Origin of the sequence: Pedobacter suwonensis, assembly GCF_044762335.1 — a bacterium.
Lineage (GTDB): Bacteria > Bacteroidota > Bacteroidia > Sphingobacteriales > Sphingobacteriaceae > Pedobacter.
This window is the reverse complement of sequence record NZ_JBIWEB010000036.1, coordinates 1-11,718: the sequence shown is the minus strand read 5'-3', so window position 1 is coordinate 11,718 and position 11,718 is coordinate 1. Positions and strand designations below refer to the sequence as shown.

Here is an 11,718-nt window from a genome sequence, read left to right as displayed (position 1 = left end):
TTTATTCAGCGACCGTACATCAGTTTTGTTTTTATGTTGATTTTAATTGCCTCGATAGCAATCGTTTTTCCTCGTTTACAAACGGGGTTTTTGCCAGAAATGGATGAGGGGAGTATTGTTTTGGATTATGCATCTCCTCCGGGGACATCGCTTGAAGAAACCGATAGGATGTTGAAAGAGGTAGAGAAAGAAATTGTTAAAATTCCTGATGTGCAGGCATATTCAAGAAGAACTGGTACGCAGATGGGCTTTTTCATTACCGAGCCTAATACAGGGGATTACCTTATCCAACTCAAACCAAACAGAACAAAAAGTACAGATGAGGTGATTTCTGAGATCAGAACACATGTTGAAAGTACACAGCCTGCATTAGTGGTCGATTTTGGCCAGGTAATTGGTGATATGCTCGGCGATTTAATGAGTTCGACACAGCCAATCGAGATTAAAATTTTTGGTAACGACCAGCAAAGACTGCAGGGCTTATCAAAACAGGTAGCAGATTTGGTTTCGAAGGTAAGCGGTACAGCCGATGTATTTGATGGGATTGTACTATCTGGGCCAACTGTAAATGTCCAGCCTAATTTTGCTATGCTTGCTCAATATGGTGTAACGCCTGCATCGTTTCAGTTACAGGTTCAAACGGGCATGCAAGGTAATGTTATCGGCGATTTGTATGATAAACAACAGCTTTCAACCATCCGAATGCTTTATCCGGGCAGTAGAAAATTTAGTATTTCAGATATCTCGAGGATGAAGATTTTTCTCTCCAGTGGAACAGCTATTCCAATTCAGAATTTGGCCAAGGTTGAACTTAAATCGGGTAGTGCCGAAGTTGAGCGAGAAAACCTGCAGACCATTGGGGTCATTACCGCAAGATTAGATAACCGCGATTTGGGGAGTGTGATGACGGATATTCAATCCGCCATCAAATCAAAAGTAAAACTGCCCTCAGGCTATCACATCGAATATGGTGGTGCCTACAAAGAGCAACAGCAGTCCTTTTCTGAATTGCTAACCATTCTTATTGCATCAAGTTTGCTGGTTTTTAGCGTGATTTTATTCCTTTTCAAGGATTTCAGAATAGCGTTTTTAATTCTCCTGATTTCTGTTTTGGGAATCTCAGGTAGTTATTTAGCATTGTTTATAACTGGTACGCCGTTAAACGTGGGCAGTTATACAGGGCTTATCATGATCGTAGGTATTATCGGTGAGAATGCAATTTTTACTTTCTTACAGTTCAAGGAATCGTTGCATGATAAAGACGTAGATGATGCGATTACTTTTGCCATTTCAACCAGATTACGGCCTAAATTAATGACTGCATTAGGAGCAATTATTGCATTGATGCCATTAGCATTGGGCATTGGTGCAGGGGCACAGCTTCACCAACCATTGGCTATTGCCGTAATCGGTGGATTTATTGTTGCATTGCCTTTGCTATTGGTGGCATTACCAAGCCTTATTCGTAAATTTTATTCAAAGAAGCCTACGCATGCAAATGGCTAATACTGAATTACAATTTTTACGAAGACCGTTTTTGAAGTACCTTTTTTGGATTTCGCTTACAGGTTTTATTGCATTAACTGTTTTCGTTGTAGTACTGCCACCAACAATTCTTGATAAATGGTTTTCATTAGAAATTCAGGAACATGGAAATGCTTTTTTTGATGCCTTTATGACTGCTGTAAGTAGTGTTGGCAACTTTAAATACAGTATTCCAATTGTAGCTGTCGTGTCATTGTTATTTTTGCTTTTCAAATTTAAACGAGAGGCTTTATTTGTTTTTTTCACAATGATTTCAGGCCTGGTTAGTTCAGTTGTAAAATATCTGATTAACAGACCAAGGCCCGCCAAAAATCTTATCAGAGTTATCGAGATAACAAGACAACAAAGTTTTCCGAGCGGACACGTACTTTTTTATACTGTTTTCTTTGGGTTTCTGGTGTTTTTGATGTTTAAGTTGAAAACAATACCATTGGTCATCAGGTTGATTGTTGCTACATTTTGTGTAACCATAATCATATTGGTCTCTATATCCAGGGTTTACCTCGGCGCACACTGGCTTACCGATGTTGTTGCTGGTTATCTACTTGGCTATTGCTGTTTGTATCTTCTTATTAATTTCTACCTCAATCGTTATCAATTATTTTGAAATAGTTTAAAAACCCAAATTGCTACAGAATCAGGCCGTTACTTAGTATATCAATCGTTTAAAATTCGACCCAAAAAATAAAATGAAACCGCAATGATTTTCAAAATCACACAGTGAAATGATTAAATCATGGTAGCTCCATTACGAAACAAATTTAAAAAGATGAAAAAGAAAATTTTAACTCTGGCTTTATTGGTTGCAACAGGCCTATCGGTAAGCGCACAAAAGAAAACAGGCATTCATTTGCTGGCCTCACACAGCATTGGGAGCAGTGGAGGATGGGACTACCTGACTGTCGACCAAAAGAATAATAACCTCTTTGTTTCTCACGGGACCCAGGTGAATGTTTTGAGCAAAGTTTCGGGCGATTCGGTAGGCGTAATCCACGACACACAGGGCGTACACGGAATTGCCATTGCGGGTGCTTTAGGCAAAGGGTATACCACGAACGGTAAATTGGGGAATTGTACTGTATTTGATTTAAGAAACCTAACGGTGATGGCGCAAATTAGTGTTGGACAAAATCCTGATGCTACTTTTTTTGATGACTATTCACAGAAAGTATTTGTTTTTAACGGCAAAAGCCACGATGCTACAGTCATCGATCCACAAACAGATAAAGTAGTTGCAACCATTCCATTGGGTGGAAAGCCCGAGGCTGGTGTTTCTGACGGAAAAGGAAAGATTTATGTAAACATTGAGGACACGAATGAAATTGTTTGCTTTAATGGCAAAACGTTCAAAGTATTATCTCGCTATAAGCTTGACGGTGGCGAAGAGCCTTCAGGATTGGCAATGGACCGAGCTAATTCGAGGTTGTTTACGGTTTGTTCAAACAAGGTGATGCTTGTTTTAGATGCTAAAACAGGTAGACACATTGCTAAATTACCGATTGGCGATGGTGCTGACGGTGTGGTTTTCGATGCAACAACAAAATTAGCTTACAGCTCAAACGGCGAAGGAACCATCACAGTAGTGAGAGAAGTTTCAGCTGATAAATTCGTGGTAGAAGAAACCCTGAAATCAGAGTCTGGAGCCCAGAACAATAGCACTTGATGCCGTTACACATCACATTTTTCTTCCAACAGCAAATTTTGAGAAAAGTACTGTTGAGGGACAACGCCCAAAAATGATTCCTGGAACTTTCAAAGTTCTGGAATTCGGGAAATAGATAATGATAAAGCGTAGGGCTGTCCTGCGCTTTTCGATCACTTTTCAAATCAATCATTCTTAAAGAGTATTTTTATCATGTCGACGGTATTTGAAGACCAGGAAATTTTAAATGAGATTTCGATACAAAATCGACACGTCTTTGATAAACTCTACAGGCAATATTATAAAAAGCTTTTTACCATTTCCTATAAATATCTGCGCCGGGAAGAAATGGCAGAAGAGGTGGTCCATGATGTCTTTATTAAAATCTGGAACCTTGCCGGAAAGATAAAATTATCCTATTCTCTTTCTGGATATTTATCCCGAGCTGTGGTAAACGCTTCGCTAAATTTGCTGAAAGGGGATCGTATAAATACCATTAATATTGAATTATCTGAATGCGATGATATAGAAAGTGAAACGGAATTAAATGATGCAGAAATTCTTGAAAATCAACTTTTGGCCCTCGAAAAAGCTATTCTCCAGCTTCCAGGTCAATGCCAAAAGGTATTGTTAATGAGTAAGTTCGATAAGCTAAAGCAACAGGAAATAGCCGAACAATTGGGGATTTCCATAAAAACAGTTAAAAATCATCTCACCTATGGATATAAAAAATTGAGGGAAAATCTGGAACATGTGATTATCATCGTGTTTTTTATCAACATTCTTTATAGGTCTTTTCTATATTAATGTTGTCTAACTTATAATATGGAGAATTTCGACCTAAATACCAACGAATCAACTTATCTGAAACTTATATTGGATGAGCAGGATGGCAATATCTCAGAGAACGATGCACTAAAGCTTTCAGACTGGCGAAAGTTAACAACTGAAAATGAAGCGTTTTACCAGCTGGTTTTAAGCGATTTTACAAATCTCGACCTACTGGACACATATCGTAAGCTGGATACGGAAAGTTCGTTATCGGTTTTACATTCCAAAATAGGATTGTCTGATTTTCCACCCGTTAAAAAAACTAAAATTCTTTCACTTAAGGTTTCCAGATGGGCAGCTGTGGCAGCTATTTTGGTTGCCGGATTGATGATCACGATTTATTTGTCTGCTCCCCGCATGGTTACTTTAACATCAAATAATAATGAGGCCAGTCATTTCACACTTCCTGACGGTTCGAAAATCACACTAAATGCAGGTAGTAAGATTACCTATTATAGTGCAGATTTTAATCATTCAAGAAAATTGGAACTGGTTAAGGGTGAATGCTTTTTAGAGGTTGTTCACAATGGAAAATACCCTTTTAGCATAGAGCATCACAATATTGTTGTGAAAGATATCGGTACGAGTTTTAACATTGGTTCTACCGATGGTCATTTAACCGTGTCGGTAAATGAGGGTGAGGTAAGCATTAACAAGAAAAATGCGAATTTTGTAATGGTCAATTTAAAAGCTGGTGAACTGGCAAACTATAATTTCAGCCAGGATAAAATTGCAAAGGGTATTATCCAGGATCCAAATTATAAGGCATACGCAGACCATCAGCTCATTTTTAATAATGCAACCTTGGCCGAGGTTGCAAAGTCACTTGAGTTGGCCTATCATCAAAAAGTTGTTATTGAAGATCGCTTGCTTAAGAACCGGCGCTTTACAGCGGAATTTAAAAAGAAATCTTTAAATGATATTCTCACTGTGGTGTGCAAGGCGCTTCAACTAGAGCAGACAACTAAAGGACAGACAATTTATCTACAGAAAAAGTAATGGGCAACACTGGTATAATTGATGACATTTGAACAGGAGACAACATTTCATACTTGGTTTTTTAGCCTGGTTGGGTATTTTTTTGTGCTCAGATCCATATTGTTTTGCCCAAAATGCTGCCTTGGAGAAGAAAGTTTCTATTGCCTTCAAAAATACAGATCTTAGAACAGCACTGGAAAAATTTCAAAAACAAAGTGGAGTTTCAATTGCCTTTGAGCCTGAGATTATTCCCCAAAAAGTAATTCAGGACAAAATTTTTTATAGCGAGCGCGTTCAGAATATTCTTTCAATTTTACTAAAAGATAGTGGTCTGGAATTCGAACTGCTCGCAGGTTCAGTTGTAATTAACAAACAGGTCACTGTGCCTTTTACCCTAAACGGGATTGTATTTGATGAAGAAAGCGGAGAGAACTTAATCGGTGCCGTGCTAGAAATTGGCGGCGAAAAGCAATTTTCGAATCAGTATGGATATTTTTCAATCTCATTGCCGCAGGGGAACTATCCGATGGTAGTTAATTTTATCGGATATAAGCAAGATAACCAGTTGATTAAGCACACAAAGGACAGATATTCAAGCATTGGTTTAAAAAAGAACGTTTATGAGTTGGCTCAGGTAAGCATCAGTGGCAAAAACCCTTCCGAAGATTCTTTGGAGATGGTGAAGTCCATTATCAAACCATCCATACAAAATATTATGAAAATCCCCTATTTCGGTGGGGAAATTGATGCAATGAAAGCCCTACAAATGGAACGGGGGGTTAAAAATGCATCTGAAGGCAGTTCGGCACTTTCGGTTAGGGGAGGGGGCTATGACCAGAATTTGATATTGATTGATGAAGCACCGATATATAACGCCTCACATTTATTTGGTCTGGTTTCTACCCTCAATATCAATGCCTTAAAAAATGTGGAACTTTATCCAGATTATATGCCATCTCGTTATGGTGGCAGAATTTCTTCAGTAGTAGATATTAAATTGGCAGAGGGAAGTTTAACAGATTATCGCATTAAAGGGGGACTTAGTTTGCTATCTGCAGGATTATCGACAGAGGGACCGATTGTAAAAAACAAAAGCTCATTTCTTTTTGCGGCCCGCAGAAGTCTGGTCGATTTGCTCAATTACGATTATCGTTACTTTAATGTAAATGCAAATTATTACGACCTAAACCTAAAGACCAATTTTATATTAAGTACAAAGGACCGTATTTACCTCTCATTTTATCATGGTTTCGACCATCTTTTTTCAGAGGATAATTTCGCCAATGATTGGACCAATTCTACGGTAACTTTTAGGCTAAATCATGTGTACACGCCAAAATTGTTTATGAACTTTTCGGCCATTTATAGTAATTACCGAAGTTCGTTAAGTCTGAATAACAAATCCACTGATAATAACGAATGGCTCACGGGGATTAGAGATGTTACCCTAAAGGCAGATTTTTCTTATTATCACAGTTCAAAAAACCATATTCAGTTTGGTGTTTCTGGTACAAGACATCATTTAAAACCCGGCGAAACCTTGGTGGATGACAAAAGCACAAGCTTGAACAGGGTGTCAGCGCTCGAATATGCACTTTACTTTGATAATGATATTGAAATTTTTAGTTATTTGCATTTAAGGTACGGACTTCGTGCAGGGATATATAATGAATCCAGCCAGATAGAGCAGGATATTTATGGCCCGTCTTGGTCTCATTACAGCCTTGAGCCTCGGGCACAACTTATTTTCGATCTAAAGAAAGACCGTCTACTTAAATTTTCCTACAACCGTACCATCCAACATCTTCAGGTGCTGCAAAACAATGAGCAGGCCTATTCGGCAATGGATACCTATATTTCTTCGGGGCCTTTGGTTCCCCCACAACGCGCCGATTTTATTTCGGCTACCTTTAGTTATCTGAAGAATCCAAAGCGTGTTTATAATTTCTCTGGATATTTTCGCAGGTCGTTCAATCAGTTGGATCTTTTAGATCATGCAAAGATTATTCTTAATCCCGATTACAAACAGTTCATTCGCTTCGGAATTGCAAATAGTTATGGTATCGAACTGTCTACACATCAGAAAATCGCAGGTTTTACCGCCAATTTAAATTACAGTTATTCGCGTGTTTTTAAAAAGATAGATGGCATAAACGATGGACAACGCTATGCCGCAAATTATGATATTCCCAATGATTTAAAGCTGTCGCTCAGCTATCCCCTTAGTAACAGGCTGGTGCTTTCATCATTGTTTTCTTACCGAACAGGGCGAACGATAACATTGCCGGTTGGCTATTATACTTACAATGGTTCAAAAGTCCCTATTTACCTGGGAAGGAACAATACGAGATTTCCGGATTTTAACAGACTGGACATTGTGCTACAGCTTAATCCTAAAACATCGAAAACGGGTGATCAGAAAAGAGCGTATGAAGGGACCTGGAACTTTGGGATTTATAATGTTTATAACCGCAGAAATCCAATGTTCTACCGTTTGGCAACTATCGAGCCCGATAAAAACTTCGGCTTTGAGGAATCATTTTCAGGCATTATGCCATCATTTTCTTATAATTTCAGATTTTAAACATGAAAAGATTTCTTACTATTTTTTTTCTTCTTGTAGCTTGCCTCTCATGTAAAAAAGAACTGGTTGATAAGGTTGTTCTTCCTACGCCGACCAGTATTGCGCCATTGGTTGTTGAGGGTGGTGTAAATACGTTGTCTGCAGCGCAATATATTTACTTGACAAAACCATCGTACAATTTGCAAAATCCCGTTAGCCCAATTAACGATGCTAAGGTTTACATCAATGGTACAATGCTCAAAATAACGAATGTACCCGGGGTTTATAGTGGAATCCTTCCAGATCATAAACTTTATGGCACAATATACCACCTCCGGGTGCTTTACAATGGTTCTGCTTATGACGCTGTAGATACCTTACAAAAAGTTAATGCTGTAAGCAATGCAGCACTTAACTTGAAATCAATAAACGATGACGGTAAATTAATTCTATCTGTACCAAAACATGTTTTTGATGGAATATCAGGCATGCAGTTGTTTTACAAATCGCCTGGTGGAAAAGAGTGGGATCCATCTTTCTTTAGCGAAACACAACCCTTTTGTTACATTCACAATTACCCGCCGCCTTACGGGCTTTCGCCGGTGTTGGAGCAACGAACAGATTTTACCCTCCTTTCTACCGATAAAATCGATATCTATCAGTTTTCGCTTTCCAAATCTTATGAGCAATATCTATATGACGTTTTTCAGGAAACGGATTGGAAAAGCCTTTTCTCGGCCAATCCGGGAATTGTAAAAGGTAATGTTTCTGGTGGAGCGCTTGGCTATTTTTATTGCACAGATGTATCTGTAAAATCGACCACCGTTGCTGAGCTGATCAAATAAATCGGTCATCAATTTCTTCTCGGTATGCTTTTCCGGCAACTTTTATAATCCTCTTATAACTGATTAATTAATATTGGAGTGTTTGCGTCAAGGCTATAGAAATACTTTAAGGCAAAAGTCTTCTACAAGTTTAGGTTGCAAATAAAATTTCGATAGAAATTTAAGCAGTTTTTCATTTTTATTATAGGACTATTTACTGATACCCTTGTCTTGATAATAAAAACCAAGACTATGGAAAATACAAGTAAAGAATTTCTATTCGAAAAAATGAGTGATGTAATGCCATGGCTATTGCTCGTGGCTCCCTTTCAGCGTTCCCTGGTTGGCATGCAGGCCAAGCCATTAAAATTTGACGAATTTATCGAACCATCAACTACCGGTCGAGTAAATTCTATATCCGAAAGCAAATAAAAAGGAAACACATTTATTAATAGGAAAGAGATATGACTGCCAGGCCAGACCATTCAACAACGCTTCAACTCATTTTTTTCGCGACAACCATTATTGTGCTTTGGAATTCTGAAATACTGTTTAGAAAAGAATCCATAAAATCCAAATGGTGCCATACTGTTTTAAATCTTCATTTTTTGGCGACAGCAACACTTATTCAATTGCCCTTAACCCTGGCCGTTATTAAGGTTAGCGAATTAACCGCAGAACATGGTTGGGGCTTGCTAAATAAAATTCCAATTGGCGATAGCTTTCTAATCAGGTTTCTTGTAGGATTTATACTAATGGACTTCTTCGAATATGTGTATCACCTAACAATGCATAAAACAGCTTTTTTATGGAATTTTCATCTTATCCACCACAGCGATACCGAGCTTGATGTTTCTACAACTGTTCGCGAGCACCCAGGCGAAACCTTTGTAAGAGTAAGTTTCATGGTGTTAACGGTATACCTTTCGGGAGTGCCCATTGCTGTTTTAATAATAAGGCAGTTTATTCAAAGTTTTTCTAACCTAATGGCGCATACTTCTATTTCTTATCCTCCGAAATTGGAACGTATTCTTCGCTGGATATTTATTACCCCTAGTCTGCATAAGGTGCACCACCATGATACACTTCCGTACACCGATTCCAACTATGGCGATATTCTTTGCATTTGGGATAGGTTGTTTGGAACATACATGGAACTGGAAGAGTCGAAAATAAATTTCGGAGTCGATACTGCACCATCATCAGAAATGAAAACTTTTTCTAGGCTATTGTCCTATCCTTTTCTTAAAAAAGATAAAGAACAGCAAACAACCGATATCGATGAACCTTTAACCCGAAAAGTTTATGCTGACATTAGGTAAATTCGTTTTGGTTGGATACTTAACTGTTTTTGGATTACAAGTATGCTCACCGAAAATCGCAAGCCATCATAAAAAATCTGACCTCATTCTTGGCGATTGGATTTCGGTACAGAAAAATGTGATGGTTAATGTTGCCAAAGAAAATGGCAGATTCAAGGCCACTGTAACTTGGTTTAGTGACAAAGACGACCCGTCCAGACCAATGGAAAGTAGAATGGATGTCCATAATCCAGATCCAGCCTTGAGGCACAGAAAACTTTTGGGCATGGAAATTTTAAAGGGCTTGAATTATAATGAAGATTCAGATCGATGGGAGGATGGTATCATTTACGATCCACTCAGTGGCAGAGACTGGAGTTCTGTAGTAAGCCTTGAAGAAAACGGTTTGCTGAAGGTGAAAGGCTATTGGCATTTCGAGTTCTTAAGCAAGTCAATCTCTTTCAAGCGAGTTGTAAAAAATAAATAATTCCTCTTTTTTCCATTGGAACAAAAATCTTAACCCATTATCATGAACAAAATGAAAAGGATTGTTTTTTTAGTTTTATCAATCTTAACAGCTCCCTCATTGCTCTTCGGTCAGCAAAAAGATAGTGCGCAAGTAAAGTTGGATTCCAATAAACCGGCTGAAAACCATATAGGTTCTAAAAGCGTTCGGCAACCGACGGTTATAAAAGGGCAGGTGCTTGATGCCTTAAACATTCAGCCTTTAACCAATGTTACCATCAGCTTTGCGGGCGGCCAGGAAAGCACAAAAACAGATGAAGACGGGCGCTATAGCATTATGACCACTTCTAAAGCTTTGCAGTTAAAGTTTTCTTGCGTGGGATTTAAAACGGCGCTGAAACTGATTGTTGCCGGAAAAACACAAATATTGAATGTACAGTTGAAGGGGAGCAATATGCAATTGGACGAAGTTTCTGTACACGTTACGGGAAAAACGCATTACAAAAACCGCGATAATCCTGCGGTATCCCTCATTCAACAGGTAATCAACCACAAAGAAATGAACAGAATGCAGGCCGCCGATTATGTTCAATATCATCAGTATGAAAGAATTGGTTTTTCACTGTTCGACCTTTCCAGTAAATTTCTTTCCTCTAAATTATTTTTTAAATACAAGTTCCTGCTCGATTCTTCCATGTTAATAAACGACAGCGTAAAAACTGCATTACCTGTCTATATGGCCGAAAAGTATGAAGATATTTATTCAAGAGGACATCCCTCAAAAAATATTAACATTCTAAAAGCCCATAAAGAAGTAAATTATAATACGCTTGTTGATACCGCTGCGCTTGATATTTACTTAAATCGGTTATATGGCAATCCGGATATTTATGCAAATAATATTTTTATCCTTACCAATCAGTTTTTAAGTCCAATTGCCGACCATGCCCCCGATTTCTATAAATTTTTTATTACCGATACAGTAAGTAATGGAAATAGACGTCTTATTGAAGTCAGTTTTACGCCCAGAAATCTGGGCGATTTGCTTTTCGAGGGAAAATTGTACATCACTATGGATGGCCGTTATGCCGTAAAATCCGATATCCTAAGTCTGAACAAACACATCAATATCAATTTTGTAAGAAGAATGGATGTTAGACAGGATTTTACGCAATATCCGGACGGTCGATTTTACCTGGTCAAAAGTGATATGCAATCTGATTTTGGCCTGATGAAAGCTAAAGGGACCAAGATTTTTGGAGACAGAACGGTATTCTTTACAGATTACAAAATAAATGAACCTCTGGCCTCTAGTTTCTATAATGGAGATAGCCATCAGGTTGATTTAATTACAGAAAAACCTACAGAGAATCTGTGGACAAATCTGCGAGCTGATACTTTACCGAAAGCGCAGGCTTTGATCTATAAGAATATCGATAGTTTACAGAAAATGCCATCTTATAAACGGACAGCCTGGCTGGCAAAATTTATAACGGGCGGTTATGCCGACCTTGGCCCAGTTCAGCTTGGCCCAAATGGCAGTTTTTACGCTTTTAATGATTTAGAGGG

Annotated in this window: 11 protein-coding genes; all 11 read left to right on the top strand. The window is 38.3% G+C overall.

Annotated elements, in window-relative coordinates:
• The coding region (locus tag ACIQXP_RS24980; RefSeq protein WP_387508754.1) for an efflux RND transporter permease subunit at nt 1-1,506 on the top strand (1,506 nt) is incomplete at its 5' end.
• A 31-nt stretch (nt 1,507-1,537) separates the two neighbouring features.
• On the top strand, nt 1,538-2,152 hold the full coding sequence (locus ACIQXP_RS24975; RefSeq protein ID WP_387508752.1) for a phosphatase PAP2 family protein: 615 nt from the start codon (nt 1,538-1,540) through the stop codon (nt 2,150-2,152).
• Between the two features lie 162 nt (nt 2,153-2,314).
• Nucleotides 2,315-3,208, top strand: coding sequence for a YncE family protein (locus tag ACIQXP_RS24970; protein ID WP_387508750.1), 894 nt, complete (start codon nt 2,315-2,317; stop codon nt 3,206-3,208).
• A gap of 192 nt (nt 3,209-3,400) precedes the next feature.
• Nucleotides 3,401-3,994 (top strand): RNA polymerase sigma factor, encoded by a 594-nt coding sequence (locus ACIQXP_RS24965; RefSeq protein WP_387508748.1) that lies wholly within the window; start codon nt 3,401-3,403, stop codon nt 3,992-3,994.
• 18 nt (nt 3,995-4,012) lie between these two features.
• Nucleotides 4,013-5,017 (top strand): FecR family protein, encoded by a 1,005-nt coding sequence (locus tag ACIQXP_RS24960; protein WP_387508746.1) that lies wholly within the window; start codon nt 4,013-4,015, stop codon nt 5,015-5,017.
• Between the two features lie 121 nt (nt 5,018-5,138).
• On the top strand, nt 5,139-7,580 hold the full coding sequence (locus ACIQXP_RS24955) for a TonB-dependent receptor (protein WP_387508744.1): 2,442 nt from the start codon (nt 5,139-5,141) through the stop codon (nt 7,578-7,580).
• Between the two features lie 2 nt (nt 7,581-7,582).
• A complete protein-coding gene (locus ACIQXP_RS24950) occupies nt 7,583-8,404 on the top strand; it encodes a DUF4249 domain-containing protein (RefSeq protein WP_387508742.1) in 822 nt (273 codons plus the stop codon).
• 231 nt (nt 8,405-8,635) lie between these two features.
• Complete coding sequence (locus tag ACIQXP_RS24945) at nt 8,636-8,815, top strand: hypothetical protein (RefSeq protein ID WP_387508740.1); 180 nt, start codon at nt 8,636-8,638, stop codon at nt 8,813-8,815.
• Nucleotides 8,816-8,847: 32 nt separating this feature from the next.
• On the top strand, nt 8,848-9,705 hold the full coding sequence (locus ACIQXP_RS24940) for a sterol desaturase family protein (protein ID WP_387508738.1): 858 nt from the start codon (nt 8,848-8,850) through the stop codon (nt 9,703-9,705).
• On the top strand, nt 9,689-10,171 hold the full coding sequence (locus ACIQXP_RS24935) for a DUF2147 domain-containing protein (protein WP_387508736.1): 483 nt from the start codon (nt 9,689-9,691) through the stop codon (nt 10,169-10,171). Before ACIQXP_RS24940 ends, ACIQXP_RS24935 begins: the two co-directional genes overlap by 17 nt.
• Before the next feature lie 42 nt (nt 10,172-10,213).
• Nucleotides 10,214-11,718 (top strand): DUF5686 and carboxypeptidase-like regulatory domain-containing protein (locus ACIQXP_RS24930; RefSeq protein WP_387508734.1); only part of this gene is annotated, 1,505 nt, incomplete at its 3' end.

Excerpts from the sequence above, each read along its gene's own strand:
- ACIQXP_RS24970 (WP_387508750.1), top strand. The coding sequence starts at position 2,315 with ATGAAAAAGAAAATTTTAACTCTGGCTTTATTGGTTGCAACAGGCCTA.
- ACIQXP_RS24965 (WP_387508748.1), top strand. The coding sequence starts at position 3,401 with ATGTCGACGGTATTTGAAGACCAGGAAATTTTAAATGAGATTTCGATA.
- ACIQXP_RS24960 (WP_387508746.1), top strand. The coding sequence starts at position 4,013 with ATGGAGAATTTCGACCTAAATACCAACGAATCAACTTATCTGAAACTT.
- ACIQXP_RS24950 (WP_387508742.1), top strand. The coding sequence starts at position 7,583 with ATGAAAAGATTTCTTACTATTTTTTTTCTTCTTGTAGCTTGCCTCTCA.
- ACIQXP_RS24945 (WP_387508740.1), top strand. The coding sequence starts at position 8,636 with ATGGAAAATACAAGTAAAGAATTTCTATTCGAAAAAATGAGTGATGTA.
- ACIQXP_RS24940 (WP_387508738.1), top strand. The coding sequence starts at position 8,848 with ATGACTGCCAGGCCAGACCATTCAACAACGCTTCAACTCATTTTTTTC.
- ACIQXP_RS24935 (WP_387508736.1), top strand. The coding sequence starts at position 9,689 with ATGCTGACATTAGGTAAATTCGTTTTGGTTGGATACTTAACTGTTTTT.